The organism is Micromonospora matsumotoense (assembly GCF_900091525.1).
Lineage (GTDB): Bacteria > Actinomycetota > Actinomycetes > Mycobacteriales > Micromonosporaceae > Micromonospora > Micromonospora matsumotoensis.
The window spans coordinates 19,366-45,587 of record NZ_FMCU01000034.1 but is presented as its reverse complement, the minus strand read 5'-3'; the positions used below and the strand labels follow the sequence as shown (position 1 = coordinate 45,587).

The 26,222-nt window shown below is 71.6% G+C and carries 26 protein-coding genes and 3 pseudogenes; 7 read left to right on the top strand and 22 right to left on the bottom strand.

The window, feature by feature from the left end; translation table 11 throughout:
- A pseudogene (locus GA0070216_RS32525) lies at positions 1 to 352 on the bottom strand (hypothetical protein); the annotation flags it as partial.
- Positions 353 to 1,019: 667 nt separating this feature from the next.
- Between GA0070216_RS32525 and GA0070216_RS32520 the strand changes: the two are divergent.
- Positions 1,020 to 1,316: a DUF1540 domain-containing protein gene (locus GA0070216_RS32520; protein WP_091254407.1), complete on the top strand. Its 297-nt coding sequence runs from the start codon at positions 1,020 to 1,022 to the stop codon at positions 1,314 to 1,316.
- Between the two features lie 24 nt (positions 1,317 to 1,340).
- Here GA0070216_RS32520 and GA0070216_RS35950 read toward each other — a convergent pair.
- A pseudogene (locus GA0070216_RS35950) lies at positions 1,341 to 1,565 on the bottom strand (protein meaA); the annotation flags it as partial.
- Positions 1,566 to 1,623: 58 nt separating this feature from the next.
- On the opposite strand from GA0070216_RS35950, the gene GA0070216_RS32510 reads away from it, so the two are divergent.
- Positions 1,624 to 2,526 (top strand): ABC transporter ATP-binding protein, encoded by a 903-nt coding sequence (locus GA0070216_RS32510; protein WP_091254403.1) that lies wholly within the window; start codon positions 1,624 to 1,626, stop codon positions 2,524 to 2,526.
- A pseudogene (locus GA0070216_RS32505) lies at positions 2,526 to 3,367 on the top strand (ABC transporter permease). The gene GA0070216_RS32510 and the pseudogene GA0070216_RS32505 overlap by 1 nt, the downstream one beginning before the upstream one ends.
- 174 nt (positions 3,368 to 3,541) lie before the next feature.
- Here the strand turns inward: GA0070216_RS32505 and GA0070216_RS32500 are convergent.
- Together GA0070216_RS32500 and murA are read right to left on the bottom strand one after the other, a co-directional pair.
- Positions 3,542 to 4,390 carry a 3-hydroxyacyl-CoA dehydrogenase family protein gene (locus tag GA0070216_RS32500; RefSeq protein WP_091254400.1) on the bottom strand — a complete coding sequence of 283 codons (849 nt, stop codon included), beginning with the start codon at positions 4,388 to 4,390 and terminating at the stop codon, positions 3,542 to 3,544.
- Between the two features lie 220 nt (positions 4,391 to 4,610).
- Positions 4,611 to 6,050 (bottom strand): UDP-N-acetylglucosamine 1-carboxyvinyltransferase, encoded by a 1,440-nt coding sequence (gene murA / locus GA0070216_RS32495; RefSeq protein WP_091254396.1) that lies wholly within the window; start codon positions 6,048 to 6,050, stop codon positions 4,611 to 4,613.
- Between murA and GA0070216_RS32490 the strand changes: the two genes are divergently transcribed.
- Together GA0070216_RS32490 and GA0070216_RS32485 are read left to right on the top strand one after the other, a co-directional pair.
- Positions 6,049 to 6,621, top strand: a complete 573-nt coding sequence (locus GA0070216_RS32490; protein ID WP_091254392.1) for a cob(I)yrinic acid a,c-diamide adenosyltransferase — start codon at positions 6,049 to 6,051, stop codon at positions 6,619 to 6,621. The two genes, murA and GA0070216_RS32490, sit on opposite strands and share 2 nt — an antisense overlap.
- Positions 6,597 to 7,019, top strand: coding sequence for a VOC family protein (locus GA0070216_RS32485; RefSeq protein ID WP_091254389.1), 423 nt, complete (start codon positions 6,597 to 6,599; stop codon positions 7,017 to 7,019). Before GA0070216_RS32490 ends, GA0070216_RS32485 begins: the two co-directional genes overlap by 25 nt.
- Positions 7,020 to 7,083: 64 nt before the next feature.
- On the opposite strand, the gene GA0070216_RS32480 is transcribed toward GA0070216_RS32485, so the two are convergent.
- From GA0070216_RS32480 to GA0070216_RS32425, 12 genes are all read right to left on the bottom strand, one after another.
- Entirely contained in the window at positions 7,084 to 7,539 is a 456-nt protein-coding gene (locus GA0070216_RS32480) for a DUF2550 domain-containing protein (protein WP_091254385.1), read from the bottom strand.
- 12 nt (positions 7,540 to 7,551) lie between these two features.
- On the bottom strand, positions 7,552 to 7,830 hold the full coding sequence (locus tag GA0070216_RS32475; RefSeq protein WP_067312863.1) for a F0F1 ATP synthase subunit epsilon: 279 nt from the start codon (positions 7,828 to 7,830) through the stop codon (positions 7,552 to 7,554).
- A gap of 134 nt (positions 7,831 to 7,964) precedes the next feature.
- Complete coding sequence (locus GA0070216_RS32470; protein WP_091254419.1) at positions 7,965 to 9,107, bottom strand: LCP family protein; 1,143 nt, start codon at positions 9,105 to 9,107, stop codon at positions 7,965 to 7,967.
- 247 nt (positions 9,108 to 9,354) lie between these two features.
- Complete coding sequence (gene atpD, locus GA0070216_RS32465) at positions 9,355 to 10,812, bottom strand: F0F1 ATP synthase subunit beta (RefSeq protein ID WP_091254380.1); 1,458 nt, start codon at positions 10,810 to 10,812, stop codon at positions 9,355 to 9,357.
- A complete protein-coding gene (locus GA0070216_RS32460; protein ID WP_091254377.1) occupies positions 10,812 to 11,741 on the bottom strand; it encodes a F0F1 ATP synthase subunit gamma in 930 nt (309 codons plus the stop codon). The genes atpD and GA0070216_RS32460 overlap by 1 nt, the downstream gene beginning before the upstream one ends.
- A 9-nt stretch (positions 11,742 to 11,750) precedes the next feature.
- Positions 11,751 to 13,394, bottom strand: a complete 1,644-nt coding sequence (atpA, locus tag GA0070216_RS32455) for a F0F1 ATP synthase subunit alpha (RefSeq protein WP_091254374.1) — start codon at positions 13,392 to 13,394, stop codon at positions 11,751 to 11,753.
- 87 nt (positions 13,395 to 13,481) lie between these two features.
- Positions 13,482 to 14,303, bottom strand: a complete 822-nt coding sequence (locus GA0070216_RS32450; RefSeq protein ID WP_091254372.1) for a F0F1 ATP synthase subunit delta — start codon at positions 14,301 to 14,303, stop codon at positions 13,482 to 13,484.
- On the bottom strand, positions 14,303 to 14,842 hold the full coding sequence (locus GA0070216_RS32445) for a F0F1 ATP synthase subunit B (protein WP_091254367.1): 540 nt from the start codon (positions 14,840 to 14,842) through the stop codon (positions 14,303 to 14,305). Before GA0070216_RS32445 ends, GA0070216_RS32450 begins: the two co-directional genes overlap by 1 nt.
- A 27-nt stretch (positions 14,843 to 14,869) precedes the next feature.
- On the bottom strand, positions 14,870 to 15,103 hold the full coding sequence (locus tag GA0070216_RS32440) for an ATP synthase F0 subunit C (RefSeq protein ID WP_091254364.1): 234 nt from the start codon (positions 15,101 to 15,103) through the stop codon (positions 14,870 to 14,872).
- Positions 15,104 to 15,203: 100 nt separating this feature from the next.
- The gene (gene atpB / locus GA0070216_RS32435) at positions 15,204 to 16,001 is read right to left on the bottom strand and encodes a F0F1 ATP synthase subunit A (protein ID WP_091254360.1); all 798 of its coding nucleotides are present in this window, start codon (positions 15,999 to 16,001) and stop codon (positions 15,204 to 15,206) included.
- 11 nt (positions 16,002 to 16,012) lie between these two features.
- A complete protein-coding gene (locus GA0070216_RS32430; RefSeq protein WP_091254356.1) occupies positions 16,013 to 16,249 on the bottom strand; it encodes an AtpZ/AtpI family protein in 237 nt (78 codons plus the stop codon).
- A gap of 178 nt (positions 16,250 to 16,427) precedes the next feature.
- A complete protein-coding gene (locus GA0070216_RS32425; protein ID WP_091254416.1) occupies positions 16,428 to 16,853 on the bottom strand; it encodes a hypothetical protein in 426 nt (141 codons plus the stop codon).
- Positions 16,854 to 16,991: 138 nt separating this feature from the next.
- Between GA0070216_RS32425 and GA0070216_RS32420 the strand changes: the two genes are divergently transcribed.
- Entirely contained in the window at positions 16,992 to 18,452 is a 1,461-nt protein-coding gene (locus GA0070216_RS32420; protein ID WP_091254413.1) for an SDR family oxidoreductase, read from the top strand.
- A gap of 21 nt (positions 18,453 to 18,473) precedes the next feature.
- On the opposite strand, the gene GA0070216_RS32415 is transcribed toward GA0070216_RS32420, so the two are convergent.
- The 4 genes from GA0070216_RS32415 to prmC all read right to left on the bottom strand — a co-directional run bounded on the left by GA0070216_RS32415 (position 18,474) and on the right by prmC (position 22,980).
- On the bottom strand, positions 18,474 to 20,594 hold the full coding sequence (locus GA0070216_RS32415) for a transglycosylase domain-containing protein (protein WP_091254353.1): 2,121 nt from the start codon (positions 20,592 to 20,594) through the stop codon (positions 18,474 to 18,476).
- A 182-nt stretch (positions 20,595 to 20,776) separates the two neighbouring features.
- On the bottom strand, positions 20,777 to 21,388 hold the full coding sequence (locus tag GA0070216_RS32410; RefSeq protein WP_091254349.1) for an arsenate reductase/protein-tyrosine-phosphatase family protein: 612 nt from the start codon (positions 21,386 to 21,388) through the stop codon (positions 20,777 to 20,779).
- Positions 21,389 to 22,033 carry an L-threonylcarbamoyladenylate synthase gene (locus GA0070216_RS32405; RefSeq protein WP_091254410.1) on the bottom strand — a complete coding sequence of 215 codons (645 nt, stop codon included), beginning with the start codon at positions 22,031 to 22,033 and terminating at the stop codon, positions 21,389 to 21,391. It abuts the gene before it with no gap.
- On the bottom strand, positions 22,033 to 22,980 hold the full coding sequence (gene prmC, locus GA0070216_RS32400; RefSeq protein ID WP_176739258.1) for a peptide chain release factor N(5)-glutamine methyltransferase: 948 nt from the start codon (positions 22,978 to 22,980) through the stop codon (positions 22,033 to 22,035). Before prmC ends, GA0070216_RS32405 begins: the two co-directional genes overlap by 1 nt.
- Before the next feature lie 73 nt (positions 22,981 to 23,053).
- On the opposite strand from prmC, the gene GA0070216_RS32395 reads away from it, so the two are divergent.
- Positions 23,054 to 24,598: a GGDEF domain-containing protein gene (locus GA0070216_RS32395; protein ID WP_091254341.1), complete on the top strand. Its 1,545-nt coding sequence runs from the start codon at positions 23,054 to 23,056 to the stop codon at positions 24,596 to 24,598.
- Between the two features lie 76 nt (positions 24,599 to 24,674).
- Here the strand turns inward: GA0070216_RS32395 and prfA are convergent, their stop codons facing one another.
- Both prfA and rpmE read right to left on the bottom strand, forming a co-directional pair.
- Positions 24,675 to 25,763 (bottom strand): peptide chain release factor 1, encoded by a 1,089-nt coding sequence (gene prfA / locus GA0070216_RS32390; protein ID WP_091254337.1) that lies wholly within the window; start codon positions 25,761 to 25,763, stop codon positions 24,675 to 24,677.
- A gap of 115 nt (positions 25,764 to 25,878) precedes the next feature.
- Entirely contained in the window at positions 25,879 to 26,103 is a 225-nt protein-coding gene (rpmE, locus tag GA0070216_RS32385) for a 50S ribosomal protein L31 (RefSeq protein WP_091254334.1), read from the bottom strand.
- Positions 26,104 to 26,222 lie beyond the last annotated feature (119 nt).

Below are 26,222 nucleotides of genomic sequence, written 5' to 3'. Positions count from 1 at the left end.
CACCCAGGTGGCCGAGGTTCTCCAGCTTCGACTCCTGCAACGCGGTGGCGATGGAGACCACGGCGGCCCGCTCGTCCAGGCCCGACTTCTTGGTCGCGGCGATGATCGCCTTGACGTTGCCGGTCTGCTCGTCGTTCAGGTCGATGCGGGACTGGTCGCCCTGCACGCCGTGCGGGATCAGCTTGCCCTTGTCCACGGCCGGCTTGTCGGCCTGGACGGTGGCGGCGACGGGACGGGCGTCGAGGGTGGTGGTGTCGGGGGTGCCGTGATTCAGCGGGCCGGCGGCCAGACCACCGGCGACGGCCAGACCGGCGATACCGAGAACACTCTTACGCAGAATGGTGGTGTTCATGGGGGATGCTCCTTCGAGGGGGTCGACGCCACCCGGCCGGTCGGGGGACCGGACCACCGGCCGTAGCCGGCGGCGGGGGCGTAAGCACCACGACGAGGCGCTCATGAGGGGGATCCGTCCGGCGGGCCCTGCCGCTCACGCCGGAACCAGAGGTAACGACCGGGGGCCCCGCATCATTCCGGGGCGTTGCCCGCCTCCGTGCTGGCCGGGCGGGGTGCTGCTGCGGTCGTACAGAGGGTGTAACGACGGCGGGCCGGCCGGGATTCCGCCGTCGGTGTGCCGTCGGTCACCGGACACACCACCGGAGACCACCCCCACCGGGACACCCGTGACGGGCCCGTTCCGCCGGGTCGGACACCTGCGGACACCCGGGACACCGGTGACAGGGGGAACGACCTGCACCGCCCGCCCACCCCGCCCGAGACGCGGGGCCGGGCACGCGGGGCCGGGCACGCGGGGCCGGGCACGCGGGGCCGGGCACGCGGGACCGGGCACGCGGGACCGGGCACGCGGGACCGGGCACGCGGGACCGGGCACGCGGGACCGGGCACGCGGGCCCGGGCACGCGGGACCGGGCTTCTCGACAGGGTGATCGGCGGCAGAACGGCCCGCGCCCGCTCCCCAGCGGCCTATCGTTTGTGGCATATCTACCGAAAGTGAGGTTGTCATGACCACAGCGATGGAAATGCCCCGGGTTCAGGAGTGCGCGGCCTCGTCCTGCGCCTACAACCACACGAACGACTGTCACGCGTTCGCCATCACGATCGGCAGCGCCGACCACGCCCACTGCCACACCTTCGTCGAGCTACCGGTACGCGGCGGTCTCGACCGGCTCATCGCCCAGGTCGGCGCGTGCAGCCGGGCGGACTGCCGGCACAACGCGGAACTGGAGTGCCGGGCCCCGGCGATCACGGTCGGCCCCGACAGCGACCTGGCCGACTGCATGACCTACCAGAGACGCTGACCCTCGCCGCCGCCGGCCACTCGGCAGGTCGTCGACGATGCCGGTGGGGGCGAGGTCCCTCGGTGCGAAGACCCGGGCCACCCCGACGACCCCCAGAGCGTCGGCGTCGCCCGGGGGATGGTGCCGCCGACCCCCACCGGCAGGGCACCCCGGCCGGCGGCGCGGTCCGGCCAGCACCACCGGCACGGCCGCCAGGCGCGACCCGGAGAGCACCGACGGGCCGACCAGGTCGTCGTCCTCCCGCACGGCACGACACCGGCACACCCCCGGCCGCCGCCCTGGTCGGGCTGGTCGCACACTTGACGTCATGGAAGACGAGCTCGCGATCTCCGTACGGGGACTGCGCAAGGCGTACGGCGACAATGTCGCGGTGGCGGGGGTGGACCTCGACGTCCACCGGGGTGAGGTGTTCGCCCTGCTCGGCCCGAACGGGGCGGGCAAGACCACCACGGTGGAGATCCTGGAGGGCTACCGGCAGCGCGACGCCGGCCAGGTGAACGTGCTCGGCAGCGACCCCGGGCTGGTCTTCGGGTCGCGCCTGCGCGGCTCCCGGGCGGGCTCCGCACCCACCTCCCGACGGCAGACGGCCGACTGGCGTTCCCGGGTCGGCATCGTGCTCCAGGGCACCGGCGAATTCGACGAACTGACCGTCGCCGAGGTGGTGCGGCACTTCTCCGGGTTCTATCCCGGCGCGGACGACCCGGACAAGGTCGTCGAGCGGGTCGGGCTGGGGGCGAAGGCCAACGCCCGGACGCACACCCTCTCCGGCGGGCAGAAACGCCGGCTCGACGTGGCGCTGGGCATCATCGGCCGCCCCGAGCTGCTCTTCCTCGACGAGCCCACCACCGGCTTCGATCCCGAGGCGCGGCGCGAATTCTGGGAGCTGATCCGGGACCTCGCCGCCGCCGGCACCACCATCGTGCTCACCACCCACTACCTGGACGAGGCCGAGTCGCTCGCCGACCGGGTCGGGGTGATCGCCGCCGGCCGGGTGATCGAGGTGGCCCCACCGAACCTGCTCGGCAACCGCCAGGACGCCCTGGCGACGGTCTCCTGGCGTACCCCGGACGGGACACCGGAGACGGCGCAGAGCGCGACGCCGACGGCGCTGGTGGCGGAGTTGGCCGCGCGCTTCGGCGGCGAGGTGCCCGGCCTGACGGTGACCCGGCCGACCCTGGAAGACATCTACCTGAGCATGATCGGACACTGATGACGACCACCACGAGGCCGGGGACCCCTGCCGCCGCCGGCAGCCGACGGATCGGGCCGGGCGCGCTCGCCCTGCGCCAGGGCCGGCTGGAGATCACCCAGTTCCTGCGCAGCCGGGAGTCCGTCGTCTTCACGATGGGTTTCCCGATCATCATGATCCTGATCTTCGCGTCGATCTTCGACGGGACGATCGGGGGCGGGGTGAAGTTCACCCAGTATTCATCACCGGCATGATCGCCACCGGCCTGATGACGGTGAGCTTCCAGAACCTCGGCATCTGGATTCCGATCGAGCGGGACCGGGGCGTGCTCAAGCGCTACCGGGGCACCCCGATGCCGAAGTGGGTCTGGTTCGCCGGCAAAGTGATCATGGTGGTGGCGATCGGCATCGCCGAGACCGCGCTCCTGCTGGCCGTCGCCGTGGCGCTGTTCGACCTCGACCTGCCGGCCACCGCCGCGAAGTGGTTCACCTTCGGCTGGGTCGCCATGCTCGGGGTGACCGCCTGCACCCTGTGCGGGATCGCCATCTCGTCGCTGGCCCGCACCGCGCGCAGCGGCTCCGCCGTGGTCACCCCGGTCTCCCTGGTGCTCCAGTTCATCTCCGGGGTGTTCTTCGTCTTCACCGACCTGCCCACCTGGATGCAGCAGGTGGCTGCGCTCTTCCCGCTCAAGTGGATGTGCCAGGGCCTGCGCGCGGTCTTCCTGCCGGAGAGTTTCGGCGCCCAGGAGCCCGGCGGCTCCTTCGAGCTGGGCCGGGTCGCCCTGGTCCTCGCCCTGTGGTGCGTGATCGGCCTGGCCCTCTGCCTGACCACCTTCCGCTGGACCACCAAGCGCGACGGCTGACCCCCGCCCCGGTGTCCCGCCGGCCGGCCCGGCCCGGGTCACGCCGGATCGGACGGGTCACGCCCGGGCCGGCCATGATCGACTCAGTTGTGCCGATACTGCGGTATCCCCACCAGCGGATACCGCAGTATCGGCGACATGGCGAACCGACCTACCGGGGCAGGCCAGGCGGGCTCAGTACGAGTAGAAGCCCTGGCCGGTCTTGCGGCCCAGGTCACCGGCGGTGGCCATCCGCTGGAGCAGCTCCGGCGGGAAGAACTTCTCGTCGGCGGTGTCGGTGTAGATGTTCTTCGTGGCGTTCAGCAGGACGTCCACGCCGGTCAGGTCGACCGTGGCCAGCGGGCCCATCGCGTGACCGAAGCCCAGCTTGCAGGCGGTGTCCAGGTCCTCGGCCGACATCACCCCGGACTCGACCAGCTTGACCGCCTCCATCGCCAGCGCGCAGATCAGCCGGGTGGTGACGAAGCCGGCGATGTCCCGGTTGACCACCACCACCGTCTTGCCGATCTCCTCGGCGAACGCCTTCGCGGTGGCGATGGTCGCGTCGCTGGTCTTGTAGCCGCGGACCAGCTCGCAGAGCTTCATCATCGGCACCGGGGAGAAGAAGTGGGTGCCCACGACCGACTCCGGCCGCTCGGTCACCGTGGCGATCTGGGTCACCGGGATGGCCGAGGTGTTGGTCGCGAGCACCGCGTCGGCCCGGCAGATCTTGTCCAGCGCGCGGAACACCTCGTGCTTGATCTCGATCTTCTCGAAGACCGCCTCCACCACCACGTCCGCGTCGGCCGCCGCCTCCAGCTCGGTGGTCGGGGTGATCCGGGCCAGGGTCGCCTCGACCTCGGACGGGTCGATCTTCCCCTTCTCGGCGAACTTCGCCAGCGACTTCCGGATGCCGTCCAACCCCCGGGTGGTGGCCGCGTCGTCGACGTCCCGCAGGGACACCTGCCAGCCCGCCTGTGCTGCCACCTGGGCGATGCCGGAACCCATCAGCCCGGCCCCGACGACCGCGAGTCGACCCGCCATCTGCTTCTCCCTCGCTGCGATTGAGTGTCTGCCAGCACCCTAGTCGGCGAGCCTGAACGACCGCTAAGCCCCGGACGCCCGGCCGGGCGAGGCCGGGCGGTGAAGTCAGCGCGGGTCAGCTGGCGCGGGACCGGGTTGGGGCAGGGTCAGCTGGCGCGGGGTCAGATGGGACAGGGTCGGCTGGCGCGGGACCGGTTAGGGCAGGGTCGGCTGGCGCGGGTCAGATGGTCAGCTCGGGGGCCTCCGGGGCGGTGCCGCGTTCCACCTCCACGCCGAGCGCCCGCAGATCGGCCACGAAGTCCGGGTAGCCCCGGTCCACGTGGTGCACGTGCGAGACCTCGGTGAAGCCGTCCGCACAGAGTCCCGCGATGATCAGCCCGGCGCCGGCCCGGATGTCGGTGGCGCGTACCGGGGCACCGGAGAGCCGGTCCCGACCCCGTACCACCGCGTGGTGGCCGTCGGTCTTGATGTCCGCGCCGAGCCGTGTCATCTCGTTGGCGAACATGAACCGGCCGTCGAAGATGTTCTCGGTGATCAGCGACGCCCCGTCGCTGACCGCCGCCAACCCGATCGCCATCGGCAGCAGATCGGTGGCGAAACCCGGGTACGGCAGGGTGACCACGTCGACGGCGGCGGGCCGCTCGTCGGCGCGTACCCGGAAGGCGTCGCCCCGGGTCTCCACCAGCGCGCCGGCCGACACCAGCTTGTCCAGCGCGACCTCCAGGTAGGCCGGATCGATCCCGGTGACCGTCACGTCCCCCCGGGTCATCGCCGCGCCGAACGCCCAGGTGCCGGCCACGATCCGGTCCCCCACCGTGGCGTGCCGCACCGGGCGCAGCGCGGGCACCCCGACGATGCGCAGGGTGGAGCTGCCACTGCCGGAGATCCGGGCGCCCATCCGGTGGAGCATGGTGCAGAGGTCGACGATCTCCGGCTCCCGGGCCGCGTTGTCGATCACGGTGACGCCCCGGGCCAGCACCGCCGCCATCACCAGGTTCTCGGTGGCACCCACGCTGGGGAAGTCCAGCACGATCTCGGCGCCCCGCAACCCGTCCGGGGCGGCGGCGATGACGAAGCCGTGCTCGCCGGAGACGTCCGCGCCCATCCGGGTCAGCCCGGCGATGTGCATGTCCAGACCCCGGGAGCCGATGGCGTCCCCACCCGGATGCGCCACCCGCACGTACCCCCGGCGGGCCAGCAGGGGGCCCAGCACGCAGATCGAGGCCCGCAGCCGGCGGACCAGGTCGTAGTCGGCGTCCGCACCGGGCTGCTCAGGTACGTCGATGAGAACCGACCGGGACCGGGCCTGCCCGCCGTAGCCGACCATCGGGTCCACCGGGTCGTCCGCCTCGAAGCGCACCACGCAGCCCAGCCGGCGCAGCACCTCGCCCATGATGGCGATGTCGGTGATCCGGGGCACGTTCGTGATCACCGTCCGCCCCGGTGCCAGCAGGGCCGCCGCCATCAGCTTCAGGGCCGAGTTCTTCGCCCCGACGACGTGCACGGTGCCGGCCAGCCGGGCGTCCCCGCCGACCCGGATGACATCGATGTCGTCGACCGCCGGGGCACCGGCGTCACCCGGCCCCACCCCCACCGGCCAGCCGGTCGGGTCCGGCCGTGCCGGGATCGTCAGGTCCGGTATCCGTAGGCTGTGCGTCATGGCCGTCCACCTCACGCGCATCTACACCAAGGCCGGCGACGCCGGCATGACCAGGCTGAGCAACAACGAGCAGGTGCCGAAGACCGATCCACGGATCGCCGCGTACGCGGATGTCGACGAGTGCAACGCCGCGATCGGCGTCGCGCTCGCCCTGGGCCAGCTCGACGACGAGCTGCGGGCCGTGCTGGAGGCGATCCAGAACGACATGTTCGACGTCGGCGCCGACCTGGCCACCCCCGTCGAGCCGGAGCCGGCGTACCCGCCGCTGCGGGTCACCGAGGAGTACGTCGAACGCCTCGAAGGCTGGTGCGACGAGTACAACGGACGTCTGAGCAAGCTCGACTCCTTCATCCTCCCCGGCGGCACCCCGGGCGCGGCGCTGCTGCACGTGGCCCGGACGACCGCCCGGCGCGCCGAACGGGCGGCCTGGGCGTTGGTCGCCCACGATCCGGATCGCACCGGCTCCCTTCCGGCCAAGTATCTCAACCGCCTCTCCGACCTGCTGTTCATCCTGTCAAGAACGGCCAATCCGGGCGGCGATGTGCTATGGGTGCCGGGCGGCAAGCGCTGAGCACGGGCGGGCTGCACCACGTCGAGGTCTGGGTACCCGACCTGGCCGCCGCGAAGCGGAGCTGGGGCTGGCTGCTCGGTGCACTCGGCTGGACGCCGTACCAGGACTGGCCGGCCGGCCGGTCCTGGCGGCACGGCACGACGTACCTGGTGTTGGAGGAGTCCCCGGCGCTGGCCGGGCGGGTCCACGACCGGCTCGCCCCGGGCCTCAACCACCTGGCCTTCCACGCCGGTCCGCCGCACGCGGTGGACCGGCTGGTGGCCGCCGCGCCGGCCCAGGGCTGGACACTGCTGTTCGCCGACCGTCACCCGCACGCCGGCGGCCCGGACAGCTACGCCGGCTACCTCACCGACGGGCAGGGTTACGAGGTCGAACTGGTCGCCGCTGAGGAACCGTAGGAACACCGGTCGGGCGGGGGCTCCCACGTCCGACCCGGTGCCGGCCGGCACCGCAGGCCACGGGTCAGGCGGCCGGCCAGTCCTGGGACGCCATACGTGGCGAGGCCGCCCCGGGCGGGGCGGCCTCGAGCCAGGAGGAGAAACCGGTCACCGTGGAGCGGGCCATGGCGATCTCGACCGGTGCGTGTTGACTGGTACAGCGGAGGATCACCCAGTCGGACGGCATGGAGAGCCGTTCCTGCCCCTCGGGGAGCCGCCGTCGCTCCACCATCAGCTCCTTGCGGGACAGCACCCGCTTGGGCCGCAGGGCGAAGCTGAACATCCGGTACCAGCGGAGCTGGTCGCCGACGAACCGCGCGAAGCCCGGGGACCAGCCCCGGCCGTCCAGGACGGTGGTGACCCGGACGCTCAGCCGGATGATGCCACCGCTACGGGTCACCAACGCGCGCCGGACGAAGAGGATCAGGACCGCGACCAGAATCACCGCGATGCCGATTCCGATCCCTTCGACGATCTGCATCGGCGGGCGGGCTCAGCGGGCCGGAGTTGCCGGGGTGGCGCTCTCGGCGAGCACTGTCACGCTCTCCGCGCCGACCGACAGGAACCCGCCGGTGATGTCGTAGGCGACCTGCTGGCCGCCGGCCTGCTTGATCCGGACCTGGCTGGGCTCGGCGAGCTGGCCGAGCAACGGCGCGTGCCCCGGCAGCACACCCAGCTCACCCTCGGTCGTGCGGGCGACGACCATCTCGGCCTCGCCGGACCAGACCTTCTCCTCGACGGCTACGAGGTCGACGTGAAGCTGCTGTGCCACGCTGTCTCCTTGCTGCGGCGACGGATTGCCGAAAGTCTAGTCTGAGCGCGGTGGACACCCCAACGCGGGTGGCGAGACGTGCACCACCACCCGGCGTGTCGGCTGGCCGGGAGGTGGTGTCGGCACCGGGCGGATCACCTGGTCTTGTTGCGGAACTCCGGGTGCTCCAGCAGGAAGGCGTCCAACTGCTCCTTGCCGAGGGCGGTGAAGAAGTCGTCGGCGGCGGGCAGCAACCGCTCGCCCCGGTAGCCGTTGCCGGTGCCGATCCCCTCCCCCGGCAGCTTGATCAGCTCGACGTTCTCCGAGCGGATGCCCTTGAGCGCGATGGCGAAGTCGACCACGCTGCTGCCCCGGCCGTTGAAGGTCAGCGACTGGCCGGCGGCCCGGATCACCCGGTCCAGCTTGATCGGGTTGGTCACCACGTCGGCGCTGAACGCCTGGGTGACCATCGCCTTGATGAACTGCTGCTGGTGCCGCTGCCGGCCGTAGTCGGCGTCCGGGACGCCGTTCTTCGGGTAGCGCTGCCGCACGTAGTCCAGCGCCTGCCAGCCGCTGAGGTGCTGGTTGCCCTTCTTGTAGACCGCCTGCGGCCCGATGTAGCCCTCGCCGTACGGGTTGCCCTTGCGGTGCTTGCCGTTCGGCTCCCGGTGCTCGGACTTGACCTCCCGCTCGATGTACATGTCGACGCCGCCCATCGCGTCGACGATCTTCTGGAAGCCGGTGAAGTTGATGATCGCGCCCGCGTCGAACCGTTCGATCCCGGTCGCCTTCTGCACGGTCTTGGCGAGCAGTTCGAAGCCCTGCGGGGCGCTGGGGTTCTTGCCCTCGACGATGCTGCCGTGCGACATCGCTCCGTTGATCTTGCCGGAGCCGCCCCGGTAGCCGGCCTTGTCGAACTTGGGGATGTCCACGTAGAGATCGCGCGGAATGGAGAAGATGTAGGCCTGCTCCAGCGACGCGGGCACGTGCAGCACCATGATCGAGTCGGCCAGTGGCGGGGTCTTCGCGTCCCGTGGGTCGATCCCCACGAGCAGGATGTTCAGCGGCCCCTTGACGTTGCTCTTGCGCTCCTGTGCCCCGGCCGCCTTGTCACCGAAGAGGTCGGCCTTGCCCACCGAGCCCTCGTAACGCGACAGCAGGGTCTCGTAGCCCACCAGGACCGCGCCGCTGAGCAGCATCAGCACCACCCCGAAGACGGTGCACACCCGGGCCCAGCGCGGCACCCCCGACCAGATGGACGACTTGCCGCCGCCCTTGCCGGACTTACCCACGAGCAGCTCCATTCGTCGCGCCACGAGGATGCGTCACGAAAACTCGTCACGTCCACGAACAGAAGACGGTCGCGCACCGTCGAAAAGTTGCACCGAATCGACGCTCGTTCCCGGCGTCGCGCTCGAAACGGTACCTCGCCCGCCTGGGAACCGCTTACCCGGCAACCGGACACCGGCTGCGACCAGCCACGACAACGACCGAAGGCCACCCCGGTGCACCGGGGTGGCCTTCGTGGGACGACTGTCGAGGGGCTCAGCCCTCCGACATCAGCTCCTTCGCCTTGCGCTCCAGGTCCTCCAGACCACCGCACATGAAGAAGGCCTGCTCGGGGAAGTGGTCGTACTCGCCCTCGCTGATCTTCTTGAACGCCTCGATGGTCTCGGCGATCGCGACCGTCGAGCCCGGCACGCCGGTGAACTGCTCGGCGGCGTAGGTGTTCTGCGAGAGGAAACGCTCGATCCGGCGGGCCCGGCCGACGGTGAGCTTGTCCTCTTCGGACAGCTCCTCGATGCCGAGGATCGCGATGATGTCCTGGAGGTCCTTGTAGCGCTGGAGGATGCGCTTGACCTCGGTCGCCACCGTGAAGTGCTCCTCGCCGACGAACTCCGGGGCGAGGATCCGGGACGAGGACGCCAGCGGGTCCACGGCCGGGTAGATGCCCTTGTCGGAGATCGACCGCTCCAGGTTGGTGGTCGCGTCCAGGTGGGCGAAGGTGGTCGCCGGCGCCGGGTCGGTGTAGTCGTCGGCGGGCACGTAGATCGCCTGGAGCGAGGTGATGGCCTGGCCCCGGACGGAGGTGATCCGCTCCTGGAGCTCGCCCATCTCGTCGGCCAGGGTCGGCTGGTAACCCACCGCGCTCGGCATCCGGCCGAGCAGCGTGGAGACCTCGGAACCGGCCTGGGTGAAGCGGAAGATGTTGTCGATGAAGAGCAGCACCTCCTGCTTCTTCACGTCGCGGAAGTACTCCGCCATGGTCAGCGCGGACAGCGCCACCCGCAGCCGGGTGCCCGGCGGCTCGTCCATCTGGCCGAAGACCAGCGCGGTCTTGTCGATGACGCCCGACTCGGTCATCTCGGCGATGAGGTCGTTGCCCTCACGGGTGCGCTCACCCACGCCGGCGAAGACCGAGGTGCCACCGAAGTTCCGGGCCACCCGGGTGATCATCTCCTGGATGAGCACCGTCTTGCCCACGCCCGCGCCGCCGAACAGGCCGATCTTGCCGCCCTTGACGTACGGGGCGAGCAGGTCGATGACCTTGATGCCGGTCTCCAGCATCTCGGTCTTCGGCTCCAGGTCGGCGAAGGCCGGAGCCTTGCGGTGGATGCCCCACCGGTCATCGGGGTCGAGCGTCTCGCCCTCGGTGAGGTTGAGGCACTCGCCGATGGCGTTGAAGACGTGGCCCTTGACCGCGTCGCCCACCGGTACGGTGATCGGCGAACCGGTGTCGGTCACCTCGGCGCCCCGGACCAGACCGTCGGTCGGCTGCATGGAGATGGCGCGGATCAGGTTGTCACCCAGGTGCTGGGCGACCTCCAGGGTCAGCGTCTTCTCACCACCGGAGAGCTTCACCTCGACGTGCAGGGCGTTGAACAGGGCCGGCATGGCGTCGCGCGGGAACTCGGCGTCGACGACCGGGCCGATGACCCGAACCACGCGACCGGTGGCCGTCCTGGTCTCTGCCGGTCCCCCGGCAACTGCGGATACAGTCATCACACTTCACTTCCCGACGCGGCCAGCGCGTTCGCGCCGCCGACGATCTCACTGATCTCCTGGGTGATCCCGGCCTGGCGGGCCGAGTTCATCTCACGCGTGTACTTCTCGATCATGTCTTCGGCGTTGTCGGTGGCGCTCTTCATCGCCCGCCGACGGGCCGCCGACTCGCTCGCCGCCGACTCCAGCAACGCCGCGTAGATCCGCGTGTTGATGTACCTCGGCAACAGCGCGTCGAGCAGCGACTCCGCCTCCGGCTCGAACTCGTACGCCGGCAGCAGCCCCTCGGAGCGCGGCCGGTCCTCGACCTGCATCGGCCCAATGATCTTGGTAACCGGGTTCTGCGTCATCAGGCTGTGGAACTCGGTGTAGACGATGTGCAACTCGTCGATGCCGAGCACGCCGTCCGGTCCGGCGTCACCGTCGGTGTCGTCCGCACCGGCGGTGAACGCCGAGATCAGCGTCTCACCGACCTCCCGGGCGTCGGCGAAGGTGGGCTGCTCCGAGAAGCCGGTCCAGTTCGCCGCGATCTCCCGGTTGCGGAACCGGTAGAACGTCAGACCCTTACGCCCGATGACGTAGAGCACCGGCTCCTTGCCGTCGGCGGTGAGCCGGGCGATCAGCGACTCGGCGGTCCTGATCGCGTTGGAGCTGTACCCACCGGCCAGGCCCCGGTCGGAGGTGACCAGCAGGACGCCCGCCCGCCGCACCTGCTCGCGCGGGGTGAGCAGCGGGTGGTCGATCCGGGCGTTCGAGGCCAGCGCCGTGAGCACGCCGGTGATCGCCTGGGCGTACGGCAGGGACGCCGTCACCCGGGCCTGGGCCTTGGCGATGCGGCTCGTCGCCACGAGCTCCATCGCCTTGGTGATCTTCTTCATCCCCTTCGCCGAACGGATCCGTTGACGAAGAACGCGTACCTGGGCCGCCATGAGTCAGCCCTACTGCTTCTCGGCGTCGCCGCCGGCGTAACGGGTGACCGTCTCCCGGTCCGCCCCGCCCTCCAGCGGCTTGGCGGGCGCGTCGTTGACCCGGTGCTCGTCGGCCTTGCCGAGGAAGACCTGCTTGAACTCGGCGATGGCCGAGTCGAGCGAGGCCGCGATGTCGTCGCCCCACTTGCCGCCGGCGATCGAGGCCAGCACGCCCTCGTGCTTGTGCCGCAGGTACTGGAGGAACTCCGACTCGAAGCGACGGACCTCGCCGACCGGGACGTCGTCCAGCTTGCCCTCGACGCCGGACCAGACCGAGACGACCTGCTCCTGCACCGGGTACGGCGAGTAGTTCGGCTGCTTGAGCAGCTCGACCAGCCGGGAACCCCGGTTCAGCTGGGCCTGCGAGGCCTTGTCCAGGTCGGAGGCGAAGGCGGCGAACGCCTCCAGCTCACGGAACTGGGCCAGGTTGAGCCGCAGCGAGCCGGAGACCTTCTTCATCGGCTTCATCTGGGCGGCGCCGCCGACCCGGGAGACCGAGGTGCCGACGTTGATGGCCGGCCGGACGCCCTGGTTGAACAGGTCGGACTCCAGGAAGATCTGGCCGTCGGTGATCGAGATGACGTTGGTCGGGATGAAGGCCGAGATGTCGTTGGCCTTCGTCTCGATGATCGGCAGGCCGGTCATCGAGCCGCCACCCAGCGCGTCGGAGAGCTTCGCGCAGCGCTCCAGCAGGCGGGAGTGCAGGTAGAAGACGTCACCCGGGTACGCCTCACGGCCCGGCGGGCGACGCAGCAGCAGCGACACGGCCCGGTACGCCTCGGCCTGCTTGCTCAGGTCGTCGAAGACGATCAGGACGTGCTTGCCGCCGTACATCCAGTGCTGCCCGATGGACGAGCCGGTGTAGGGGGCGAGGTACTTGAAGCCGGCCGGGTCGGACGCCGGGGAGGCCACGATGGTGGTGTACTCCAGCGCGCCCGCGTCCTCCAGGATGCCCTTGATCGAGGCGATCGTGGAGGCCTTCTGGCCGATGGCGACGTAGATGCAGCGAACCTGCTTCTTGGGGTCGCCGGAACGCCAGTTGTCCCGCTGGTTGAGGATGGTGTCCAGCGCGACGGTGGTCTTGCCGGTCTTCCGGTCGCCGATGATCAGCTGCCGCTGGCCCCGACCGATCGGGGTCATCGCGTCGATCGCCTTGATGCCGGTCTGCAGCGGCTCGTCGACCGACTGCCGGGACATCACGTTCGGGGCCTGGAGCTCCAGCTCGCGGAAGCCCTCGTCGGCGATGTCGCCGAGGCCGTCGATCGGCTGGCCGAGCGCGTTGACCACGCGGCCGAGGAAGGCGTCGCCGACCGGCACGGAGAGCACCCGGCCGGTGCGCTTGACGCGCTGCCCCTCCTCCAGCTTGGCGGAGTCACCGAGAACGACGACACCGATCTCCCGGACGTCGAGGTTCAACGCCACGCCGAGCGTGCCGTCCTCGAACTCCAGGAGCTCGTTGGTCATGGTCGAGGGCAGGCCCTCGACGTGGGCGATGCCGTCACCGGTGTCGGCGACGGTGCCGACCTCCTCGCGGGAGACGTCGGTCGAGTAGGAGGAGACGTAGCGCTCCAGGGCGCCGCGGATCTCCTCCGTCGAGATGGTCAGCTCGGCCATCCTCTGCTTCCTTAAAATTCAGGGGCCCGGGATACCTAGTACCGACCGGTCCGAATGGCGTCGATCAAAGGGCGGCGAGGCCGCTGGTCAGCGCTTCACGAGCGCGTTGCGGGTCTCGTTGAGGCGGCGCAGGACGGTGCCGTCGTACAGGTCGGAACCGACCCGCACGCTCACCCCACCGAGCACCTCCGGGTCGACCGTCTGCTTGACGGAAACCTCTCGACCGTACATCGCGGAGAGGCGGGCACCGAGCCGTCGCTCGTCGGACTCGCTCAACGGGGCGGCCACGGTCACGTACGCGACCTGGCGGTCCCGCCGATCGGCGGCCAGCTCGACCAGCCGGGTGAGCGCCCCGGTGAAGGAGCGTCCCCCGAACCCGCCGAGGGCCACCTCGACGAGGCGGACGGTGACCGGTCGGGCCTTGCCGTCGAGCAGCTCCCGGGCCAACGCGGCCCGCTGCCCGGCCGGGGCGATCGGGTCGGCCAGCGCCGCGGAGAGCGCGGACTGACCGGTGACCACCTGGCCGAAGCGGAACAGCTCGTCCTCGACCTCACCGAGGTCGCCGGCGGAGTCGGCGCTGGCCAGCAGCGCCTCCACCCCGAGCCGCTCGGTGCCGTCGAGCAGCTCCGACGGCGTCGACCAACGGCCGGCGACCAGGCCGGTCAGCAGGTCGAGCGCGTCCGCGCCGATCTTGCCGGCCAGGATGCCGTTGAGCAGCCCGGCACGGTCGTCGCCGGTGCGGGCCGGGTCGGACAGCGCCCGGCGCAGCCGCGGCTCGCCCCGCAACAGGGCGGCGACGGAGAGGATGTCGTCGGCGGTGGTGGCCACCGCCGACGGCTCCGCACCGCGGACGTACGCGTCGAGGCGCTCGGCCGCGATCCCGTACGACTCCCGGCTGGCGGCCTGCATCAGCGGGCCCCCGTGCTCTCGAGGTTGCTCAGGAACCGGTCCACGGTGCCCTTGCGGCGCGCCTCGTCGGCCAGCGACTCCCCGACGATCTTGCTGGCCAGGTCGACCGCGATGGTGCCGACCTCGGTGCGCAGCTCACGCACGATGGTGGCCCGCTCGGCGGCGAGTTGCTCCTTGCCGGCCGCAATGATCCGGTCGGACTCCTCACGTGCCTTGCCGAGGATGTCCTGCCGGATGCCCTCCGCGTCGGCCCGGGCGTCGTCCCGGATCTTCGCGGCGTCGGTGCGCGCCTCGGCGAGCTGCGCGCGGTATTGCTCGAGGAGCTGGTTGGCCTCGGCCTGGGCGGCCTCGGCGCGCTTGATACCGCCCTCGATCGCGTCGACCCGAGCCTGGAACGTCTGTTCCATACGGGGGAAGACGAACTTCATCAGCACGAAGCAGAGCACGGCGAAGGCGACGCTTCCCACCACGATCTCCTGCCAGATCGGGAGGATCGGGTTGTGCGTCGACTCACCACCCTCAGCGGCGAGGAGAAACATGAGAGACCTCCGGTCAGAGGGGCTGGATCAGATGTCGCCGGCCCAGATGAAGCCGAAGGCGATGCCCAGCAGCGCGAGCGCCTCGATGACGGCGAAGCCGATCCAGACGTACGGCAGGGTCATCCGGGACGACTCGGGCTGGCGGGCGGTCGACTGGATGTAGGCGGCGAAGACCAGGCCGACGCCGATGCCCGGGCCGATGGCGGCGAGGCCGTAGCCGATGGCGGCGGTGCTGCCCTCTACCGCGGCGTAGATGTCCATTAGTGGGTTCCTCCTGGTTATCACGCGTGACTCTCACGCGGTACGACAACTGTTGGTACGCGACTGGTCAGTGCTCGCTGGCGAGCCCCCGCCCGGTGGATCAGTGCTCGTCGGCGAGCGCGCCCTGCACGTAGCTTGCGGTGAGGACGGTGAAGACGTAGGCCTGCAGGCAGATGACCAGGAACTCGAGGAAGGTGAGCGCGATGGTCATCACCCAGGACAGCACCGAGACCGGTGCGAGCCAGGCGTTGGCGCTGAGCATCGCGAAGCCACCGAGCGTGAAGACCAGCAGCAGCATGTGCCCGGCGAACATGTTGGCGAACAGACGAACGGCCAGCGAGAACGGCCGGACGATGAAGGTCGAGAAGATCTCGATCGGGATCAGCAGCGGCAGGATGAACCAGGGCGCCGGCGGAACCAGAGAGTTCTTGAAGTATTTCACGAAGCCGTGTTGCCGGATGCCGATGTAGTTGAACAGCACGTAGCTGATCACCGCGAGGATCGCCGGGAAGGCGATGTGCGAGTTCGGCGAGATCTGGAACAGCGGCACGATCGCGAAGAGGTTGGTCAGCAGCACGAAGCAGAACAGCGTGGTGAAGTACGGCGCGAACCGCACCCCCCGGTGCCCGAGCATGTCGACCGCGATGTTGTTGCGCACGAAGCCGTAGATCGACTCGGCGAGCCACTGCTTCTTGGTCGGGACCAGCTGCGGCTTCCGGTAGGTCGCCAGGAAGAAGATGATCAGGATGCCGACGGCGACCCAGACCATCGCCGTGATCTTGGTGAACCAGTACGAGTCGTGCGCACCCCAGGGCAGGATGCTGGGCAGGTAGAAGTCCTCCACGCTGGGTGGGAATGCCGCCTGGCCCGCTGCCAGGACGTTCGCCTGTCCGAACACCGCGTCCCTTCCTATGTAGGCGTGCCGAGCCGGCGGACGACCAGGATGATCCCCCCGGCCATGCCGAGCACGACACCGATCCCGGTGGCGATGCCGCCGGAGTCGAGCCACTGGTCGACCAGCCAGCCGATGAAACCCCAGACGAGCATGCCCCCGACGAGGTACGAGAGCGCGGTCCAGCCCTGACCGGCGCCGGTCGGAACGTCGTCCGGACCGCCGGTGGGTTGGGGGGTTTGGTCACCAGCCATGACGGGGCGAACGATATCAGCCGGGGAGACGAGGCTGTGCCTCACCCCCCGCACAACCGTCGTTGTGTGGGCGTCGGGCGGGCTCCATCGTCTGGGGGCACGCTACTCCCCTTAGGCCAGTGAGAGAATGACCGCACGCCGACAGTCGCATACCCGTCCACCAGGTGGGACGCCGGACTCATGGTCGGCGAGAAGACCCGCTGGTCAGCCACCAGATGTGCACTCCGGTCCAGACCGCCACGCCGGCGGCGATGCCGGCACAGAGCGGAATCAGCCCGTCCCACCCGGTCGACGCCACCGCCACCATGACCACCCCCAGCAGGGTGAACTTGGCGACGTACAGGCCCAGCCCGAGCGGCAGCACCAGCTGCGGGTTGATCGCGTCGGCCCAGGCCAGCACCACCGTGGTCAGGGTGTAGCTGAGTACGGTCACCGCCACCCCGGCCGCCGCGCCCGCCGCCGCGGCCCCGCCGCCGGTCAGCCCGCCGACCACCGCCGCGACCGCCCCCAACGCCGCCGAGGCGGCCAGCAGCACCGGCAGGTGGCGCAACCGCCAACCCCGGTCGTCGGCCACCACCGGCGCGCGCACCCCCGGCTCAGCCACGCGGGTCCACCGGACCGCCGACGACCAGCCGGACCAGCCCCGGACCAGTGGCATCGCGCCGGTCGAGGGCCGGCCCCCACAAGGTCTGCTTCACGTTCTCCACAGCGAAAGAGTCTACGGAGCCGCACACTGGTGACCGTGAGATGCCTCGTCACCGGCGCCACCGGCTACATCGGTGGACGACTCGCGCCCCGGCTGCTGGCCGAGGGGCACCAGGTGCGCTGTCTGGCCCGCAAGGCGGGTCGGCTGCGCGACGTGCCCTGGGCGGCCCGCGCCGAGGTGGCCGAGGGGGACCTGCGCAAACCCGAGACGCTGCCGGCCGCGTTCGCCGACGTCGACGTCGCGTACTACCTGGTGCACTCGCTCGGGCAGGGCGACTTCGAGGCCGCCGACCGGGAGGCCGCCACCCACTTCGCCGCGGCCGCCGCGGCCGCCGGCGTACGCCGGATCGTCTACCTGGGTGGGCCGGAGCCGGCGGCCGGTGGCGGGGTGCCGTCGCCGCACCTGCGGTCCCGGGCCGAGGTGGCCCGGATCCTGCTGGCCGGCGAGGTGCCCACGGTGGTGCTGCGGGCCGCCGTGATCATCGGGTCCGGGTCGGCCTCGTTCGAGATGCTGCGTTACCTCACCGAACGGCTGCCGGCCATGGTCACCCCCCGGTGGGTCCGCAACCGGATCCAGCCGATCGCCGTCCGGGACGTGCTGCGCTATCTGGTCGGCTGCGCCACCCTGCCGCCCGAGGTGGACCGGGCCTTCGACATCGGCGGCCCGGACGTGCTGACCTTCCGGGAGATGATGCAGCGCTACGCGCAGGTCGCCGGCCTGCGCCGCCGGATCATCGTGCCGGTCCGCCCGCTGACCCCGGCGCTCTCCTCGCACTGGGTGGGGTTGATCACCCCGGTGCCGAACGCGATCGCCCGCCCGCTGGTGGAGAGCCTGATCCACGAGGCGGTGGCGCACGAGCACGACGTCGCCCGCTGGCTGCCCGACCCGCCGGGTGGGCTAACCGGCTTCGACGACGCCGTCGCGCTGGCCCTGACCAAGGTGCGCGACGCCCAGGTGGAGACCCGCTGGTCGAACGCGAGCGGCCCGGACGCGCCGGCCGAGCCGCTGCCGTCGGATCCGGACTGGTCCGGCGGCACTGTCTACACCGACGTGCGGGAACGTGAGGTCGACGCTCCGCCGGGTGCGCTCTGGCGGGTCATCGAGGGCGTCGGCGGCGAGCACGGCTGGTACTCGTTCCCGCTCGCCTGGTCGGTACGCGGCTGGCTGGACCGGCTGGTCGGCGGGGTGGGGCTGCGTCGGGGCCGGCGCGACCCGCACCACCTCCAGGTCGGCGAGGCGCTGGACTTCTGGCGGGTGGAGGAGATCGTCCCCGGCGAACTGCTGCGGCTGCGCGCCGAGATGCGGCTGCCCGGTCGCGCCTGGCTGGAGCTACGCGCCGAGCCGGCCGGCGAGGGCCGCAGCCGGTACGTCCAACGCGCCGTCTTCCTCCCCCGCGGTCTCCCCGGCCACCTCTACTGGCACTCGGTGGCGCCCTTCCACGCCGTCATCTTCGGCGGCATGGCCCGCAACATCGCCGGCCACGCCCCGACCCGCTGATCCCCCGCCCCCGGGGCGGGGTCAGTTGCCGTCGCGGGGGGTGGGGACGGGACGGTAGGTGATCGACTCGTTGGGCGGGACGAAGTCCCGGACCGGGGCGTCGGCCAGGGCGGCGGCCAGGATGCGGCCCACCGCGTCGACCATCCGGGACTGGACCGCCGCGCCGACGGCGTCGCGGGGATCGTCCGGGTTGGCGGCGATCTGGGCGACCGCGAGCTGCGGGGTGAAGGCCACCACCGACTCGGTCTCGTTCCGCTCCGAGCTGCCGGTCTTGCCGGCCACCGGGCGACCCAGCCCCGGGCGGAGCTTCTCCGCCGTGCCGCCGTCGCAGCGGCGGTACATCGACTGGTCGCCGACCGGGCAGCGGGCCGCATCGGCGGCGGCCCGGGCCACCTCGGTATCGACCACCTGCCGGCAGTCCGGCCGGCCGGCGGCCACCTCCTTCCCGGCGTTGTCCCTGATCGACACGACCGGCAGCGGCGCACACCAGGTCCCCTCGGCGGCCACCGTGGCGTACGCGTTGGCCAGGTCGAGCGGGGTGGTGGAGGACACCCCCAGGGTGAACGCCCCCCAGTCGCGGGCCCCGGACCGGGCCAGTTCGGCGTCGTCGGGGGCGCGGAACCGGATGCCCAGCCGCTCGGCCATCTCCACCACCCGGTCCGCGCCGATCTGCTCGGTCAGCCAGGCGAAATAGGTGTTCACCGAGCGGCCGAAGGCGGTCCACATGGTGCGGTAACCGTCCATCCACTCGGGGGTGGCGTTGACCGGGCACCACCGGCCGCCGCAGCTGGCCCGGGCGTCGTCGGTCGGGAACCGGGTCACGATCCGGCTGGGCGCGACGAAGCCCGTCTCCAGTGGCCGCCCGGACTCCAGGGCGGCCAGCAGGGTGAACAGCTTGAACGTCGAGCCGGCCTGGTATCCCTCGATGCCGTTGCCACCGGCGATCAGCTGGTTGACCGTGTTCGGGTAGTTCCGCTGCCCGGCCGGGTTGGGGGTGACGCTGTAGTGCCGGTTCACCGCCAGGGCGAGCACCCGCCCGGTGCCCGGCTGGACCACCGCCACCGGCGCCGCCCGGGGATCGTCGACGTCGTAGATGTCGGTCGACTGACGTACGGCGGCCCGCTGCACGGCCGGGTCGAGCGAGGAGACGATCCGGAAGCCACCCCGGCGCAGGTTGTCCTGCCGCTCGGCGGCGGTGGCGCCGAAGGCGGGCTGGTCGCTCCACCACTGGGTGAACCAGTCGCAGAAGAACCCCCAGTCGTTGCGCTGCTCGGGCACGGCGGTGCAGTCGTTCGGCGTCCGGCTGGGGCGCAACGTCAGCGGGGCGTCCCGGGCCACCGCCGCGTCGGCCGCCGGGATCTGGGCCAGCGCCACCATCCGGTCCAGCACGTACGACCGGCGGGTCAGTGCCGCGTCGGCGTCGCCGTTGATCGGATCGTCGGTGTCCGGGGAGCGGACCAGGCCGGCCAGCAGCGACGCCTGGGCCAGGGTCAGCCGGGCCGGGGTGGTGGAGAAGTACCGCTTGGTCGCGGCGGCGATGCCGTACGCCCCGGCGCCGAAGTAGGCGATGTTGAGGTAGCGGGTGAGGATCTCGTCCTTGGTCAGCTCGCGCTCCAACGCCAGGGCGTACCGCATCTCCTGGAGCTTGCGGGCGGTGCTGATCTCGGTGGCCCTCTTCCGCTGCTCCTTGGTCAACCGGGGGTCGTTGCTGAGCACGTTGCGGACGTACTGCATGGTCAGTGTGGAGGCGCCCTGCCGGGCCCGGCCGTCGCGCTGGTTGACGGTGAACGCCCGGACCACCCCCCGCAGGTCGACGCCCCGGTGCTGGTAGAACCGGGCGTCCTCGGCGGCCACGATGGCCTGCCGCATCACCGGTGCCACCTTGGCCAGCGGCACGTCCACCCGGTCCTCGGTGTAGAACGAGGTGATCAGGGTGACGCCGTCGGCCGCGTACAGGGTGGAGCGTTGGGCGGTGGGTGGGGTGCGCAGCGTGTTGGGCAGCTCGGCATAGGAGGACGCGAGCCCGCCGAAGCCGATGCCGAACACCAGGGCGAGCGGCAGGGCCGCCGCCGCCAGCACCAGACCGGCGAGCACGCCGGCGATCAACACGGTGAACGCCTTGTCGAGGTGGGTCCGGATCATCAGTACTCCCCGCAGGAGTCGTCAGGACCCGCTCAGCATGACCCGCAAAACCGCCCGAACTCTCATCTTTCCCCAAAACCGGCGAAAGCTCGTGTGGCGGACACGGCGCGCAGCGCGGGACACGCCGTGCCGGTCACCCGCAGGAGACCGGGCAGCCGGCAGACCCCGGGGCACCCTGGGGATCAGGGCAGCAGCGCCGAGGTGAGCGGGTGCACCGTCTCCTCGATCTCGTCGGCCACCCGGCTGAAGCACTGGTCACCCCGGCCCCACGGATCGTCCAGGTCGTCGGAGTGCAGCGGGGTCGCCCCCTGCCGGGCCGCGTCGACCGCCGCCACCAGGGCCACCCCCCGGTCGTACACGGCGTCCGGGGTGGCCTGGGCCGGCGGCAGGGCGGCGGCGTCCACCGCAGCGAGCAGCCGGCCGAACTCACCCAGCACGAAGGTGCGCCCGGCCGCGTCCGGGCGCAACGCCACCACGTACTCCTGCTGGTCGGCGGTGGCGGTGAGGACGAGGTCGGCGGCGTCGATCAGGTCGGAACGGAGCTTGCGCGCGGCGAACCCGTCCACGTCGCCGCCGCGGCCCAGCACCTGCCGAGCCGCGGGCGGGTTCATCTCCTCCCCCGCGTGCCAGCCGCCGGTGCCGGCGCTGTGGGTGTGCAGCAGCGCGTCCGAGCCGGCCGGATCGACGCCGAGCCGCCCCAACCGCTCGCGGACGGCGAGCACCAACAGCCGCTCGGCCATCGGGGACCGGCAGATGTTGCCCATGCAGACGTGCAGGACGGTGAACGGCGGCACTCAGGCTCCCCGCTCGTCGAGGATGTCCGGTGCCACCTCACGCAGCTGGTCCAGGTCGATCGCGCCGACCCGAAGCAACCGGGGCACCTCGGCGGTCAGGTCGACGATGGTGCTCGGCACCGGATCGGGGCACGCCCCGGCCTCCAGATAGACCCGCACCGAGTAGCTGAGCTGGTCGCGGGCCTGCTCGGCGGTCAGCGCCGCCGGCTGGCCCACCTTGTTGGCCGAGGCCACCGCCATCGGGCCGGTCTCCCGCAGCACCTCCAGCGCCACCGGGTGCAGCGGCATCCGCACCGCGACCGTCCCGCTGGCGTCGCCCAGGTCCCAGGCGAGGCTGGGCGAGTGCTCCACCACGATGGTCAACGCCCCCGGCCAGAACGCCTCCACCAGGTCACGGGCCGCCTTGGGCAGCGAGAAGACCAGGCCGTCGAGGGTGTGCCGGGAACCGATCAACACCGGCGGCGCCTGCTGGCTGCCACCTCGGGCATCGGAGAGGGCCTTCACCGCGTACGGGGTGAACGCGTCCGCGCCGATCCCGTAGACCGTGTCGGTGGGCAGAACGACCAGCTCGCCGTTCTTGACCGCCTCGATCGCCGCAGCGACACCGCGGTCCCGGTCGGCGGGCGACCGACAGTCGTAGAGCATCACGAGGAGCCAGTCTGCCACGCCGACGCCCGAACGGCGTGCGGGCCGTCCGACCGGCGGGACGCGGTGGCGAACCGGGACCGGCCGGCCAGGTCCCGGTGGGCCCGCACCGCCGCGTACCGACCGTCGGCGGCGAGCAACGCCGGCACCGCCTCGCCGTGCGTGTCGTCGTGCTCGACGCCCAGCTCACCGTCGGGTCGCAGCAGCGCGGCCGCCCGGCGCAGGACTGGCCGCAGCACCGCCAGACCGTCCGTCCCGGCGAAGACCGCCTCGTCCGGGTCGTACCCGGCGACCTCCGGCGGGACCGCCACCGCACGCGGCACGTACGGCGGGTTGCACAGCAGCACGTCCACCGCGCCGACCAGGTCGGCGAGCAACCCCGGGTCGGTAACGTCGGCGACCACCACCTCGACCGGCCGGTCCCCGGCGGCGGCCCGCTCGGCGGCGTTGCGCCGCAGCCAGGTCAACGCGGCCGGGGACCGCTCCACCGCCACCACCCGGGCCGCCGGCACCTCCTGCGCCACCGCCAGCGCGATCGCCCCCGAGCCGCTGCACAGGTCGACCACCACCGGGGCGTCCCGGGTCAACGCCCGCGCGATCCCCCAGCCGGCCAGCAGCTCCGTCTCCGGGCGGGGCACGAAGACCCCCGGTCCGACCACCAACTCCAGGTGCCGGAAGCCGGCCCGGCCGGTCAAATGCTGCAACGGCTCGCGGTCGGCCCGGCGGGCCACCAACGCGTCGAACCGGGTCCGCTGGGCGCGGGTGAAGCCGTCGGCCAGGGCGAGCCGGCCCCGGGGCACCTCCAGCACGTACGCGGCGAGCTGCTCCGCCTCGGACCGGGCCGACGCCACCCCGGCGGCGGCGAGGGTACGGGCGGCGCGGGCCACCACGGGAGAAGGCCGCTCGCGTTCTGTCCCTTCGGACGGGTGGCGCGGGAGTGAGGTCACGCCATAATCATGAGGCGTCGTCGGCCGCACCACGAGTGGGTGCGTCCGGGCGCACACCGACGGGAGGTTCGGGGTGGGGTGGCTCGACCGGGTCGATGACCAGGTTGACGCCCTGACGCATGCCCGCGACCTCCAGGAGGTCAGCCGCTCGGCCGAGGCGGTCGGGGTCCTCGACCGGGTGCTGCGCACCACCACCGACCCGTACACGAAGGCCGACGCGCTGGTGCAGCGGCTCTGCGCGCTGATCAACCTCGGTCGGACGGCCGAGTTCACCCGGGCCATCGAGGAGGCCTCCGGGGCCGTCCGGGACCTCCCCGAGCCCTACCTGCACGGGCACCTCAACGCGCTGGCCGCGCTGGCCGCGCACCACCAGGGCGCGCTGGACCGCTGCGTCATGCACCTGGTCCGGGCCTCGCGGGCGCTCAAGGCGGCGGAGGACCGGGACCGGGACACCGCCTGGGGCTGGCACGACCTGGCGATGGCCTACTCCTACCTCAGCTTCCACGGCCATGCGCTGGGCGCGATCGAGCGGGCCCGCCAGCACGGCGCCGCCGCCGGCATCCCCGAGGAGACCTTCGCCGCCCCGGGCATCCGGCTGCGCAACGCCGTCGCCCTGGACCACAACGGCGACAGCGACGGCTGCCTGCGGGTGCTCCGCGACATCGCCGCCGACCTGGCCCGTTTCGTCGCCGACGGCCGGGCCGACCGGCTGCGGCCGAGTAGCCTCGCCGCCTACGGCTACGCGGCGGTCCGCCGGACGGCGCTCGGCGATCCGGTGCCGGTCGGCCCGGAGCCGGCCCGGCTGCTCGACCACAGCGGGGACAGCGCCCGGGCCCGGGACATGCGGCAACTCGGCCATGTCTGCCTGGCGGTCGCCGACGGACGCCCGATCGAGGCGATCACCCGACTGGACTCGGCCCGGGTGTCGGCCGAGACGCTCGGCGCGGCGGAGCCGTCCCGGCTGCGCAGCATCGCCTTCTCCCGGGCCGGCGACCACGCCGCCGCACACCGCGCCGACCGGATGGCGTTCCGGCTGGCCGGGCAGCGCAACGACCGGCTGCGGGACGTCTACATCGACGGCATCGCGGCCCGCATCGACCACGAGGAGATGCGCCGGGAGGCGGCCCGCTACGAGGGCGAGGCGCTGACCGACCCGCTGACCGGGCTGCCCAACCGGCGTCAGTTGGAGCGGCACATCGCCTCGGTGGTGTCCCAGGGCGAGCGGGTGGTGATCGGCGTCTGCGACCTGGACGGCTTCAAGGCGGTCAACACCCACCACGGCCACCACTCCGGCGACCTGGTGCTGCAACGCATCGCCGGGGTGATCAACCGGGTGATGCGACGGGGCGACTTCGTGGCCCGCTACGGCGGCGACGAGTTCGTGGTGGTGCTCTCCGGGGCCGGCATGGCCGAAGCCGCCGAGGTGGCCCGCCGGATCGACGCGGCCGTGCGCACCGAGGACTGGGAGTCGCTGGTGCCCGGCACGCCGGTCGGGGTGAGCATCGGTTTCGCCGAGGTCAGCGGCACCGGCACGGCGCTGCGCGACGCCCTCGGCACCGCGTTCGAGCTCGCCGACCGGGAGATGCTGCGGGCCAAGAACCGCACCCGCGCCTCCTGACCGTACCCGGGTGGGCGACCCGGGATCGACGGGGGCCGGGGGCGGTCCCGGTGTCACCGGTGCTGACGCCGCACGGTCAGCGGCGGGTCAGCTCGGTGTCGCCGGCCAGCCGGGCGGTCCGGTCGGCCCCGGCGAGGGCGTCGAGGACGCCGTCCAACTCCCCGGCGAGCGCCAGGTCGAGGTTGTACGCCGTGTAGCCGATCCGGTGGTCGGTGATCCGGTTCTGCGGGTAGTTGTAGGTGCGGATCCGCTCCGAACGGTCCACGGTACGCACCTGCGCCCGGCGGGCGTCCGAGGCGGCGGCGTCGGCCTGCTCCTGGGCCACCGCCAGCAACCGGGCCCGCAGGATGCGCATCGCCTGCTCCCGGTTCTGCAACTGGGACTTCTCGTTCTGGCAGGAGACCACCACACCGGTCGGCAGGTGGGTGATCCGTACCGCCGAGTCGGTGGTGTTCACCGACTGGCCGCCCGGCCCGGACGAGCGGAACACGTCGATCCGCAGCTCGTTCGGGTCGACGGTGACGTCGACGTCCTCGGCCTCGGGCAGCACCAGCACCCCGGCCGCGCTGGTGTGGATGCGGCCCTGCGACTCGGTGACCGGGACCCGCTGGACCCGGTGCACGCCACCCTCCCACTTCAGCCGGGACCAGACGCCGTTGCCGCCGTCCGGGACCCCCTTGGTCTTGATCGCCAACGAGACGTCCTTGACCCCGCCGAGGTCGGAGTCCTGCGCGTCGATCACCTCGGTCAGCCAACCGTGCCGCTCGGCGTACCGGGTGTACATCCGCAGCAGGTCCCCGGCGAAGAGCGCGGACTCCTCGCCACCCTCGCCGGCCTTGATCTCGATGATCACGTCCTTGGCGTCGTGCGGGTCCCGCGGGATCAGCAGCTCCGCCAGCCGCTCCTCCAGCGCCGGCAGGGTCGCCGCGATCGAGTCCGTCTCCTCGGCGAACGCCGGGTCCTCGGCCGCCAACTCCCGGGCCGCGACCAGGTCGGCGCGGGCCTGCTCCAGCTCGTCGGCGGCCTTGTGCAGCGGCACCAGCTCGGCGTAGCGGCGACCGACCCGGCGGGCGGTGTTCTGGTCGGCGTGGATGGCCGGGTCGGCGAGCCGCTTCTCCAGCTCGGCGTACTCGTCGAGGAGGGCGGCCAGGCGCTCGCTGCTCATGGGGGATGCTCCTTCGACGGGTCCGGTGCAGAGACGGTACGCAGAGGTGGAAAGTAGGCGTAACGGACGACGCCCGTGTCCGGCACAGGGCCGGACACGGGCGTCGTCGGTGAAGCTACTTGGCCTTCTTCGCCTGAACCTTGGCGTACTTCTGCTGGAACTTGGCGACCCGGCCGGCGGTGTCGAGGACGCGCTGCTTGCCGGTGTAGAACGGGTGGCAGGCGCTGCAGGTCTCGACCGAGATCGAACCGCCCTTGGCGGTGCTGCGGGTCGTGAAGGAGTTGCCGCAGGAGCACTTGACCTCGGTGGTCGCGTACTGCGGGTGAATGTTGGGCTTCATGTCGCCTCGGTCCTTTCGTCAGGTGGTCGCCGGGTCGCCGCTGATCCCCCGCCGCCTGGTGCGCGACGGACTCGGGCGTGAACCGGAACCGGTGGCCGATTGACCAGTGTGCCATGGGC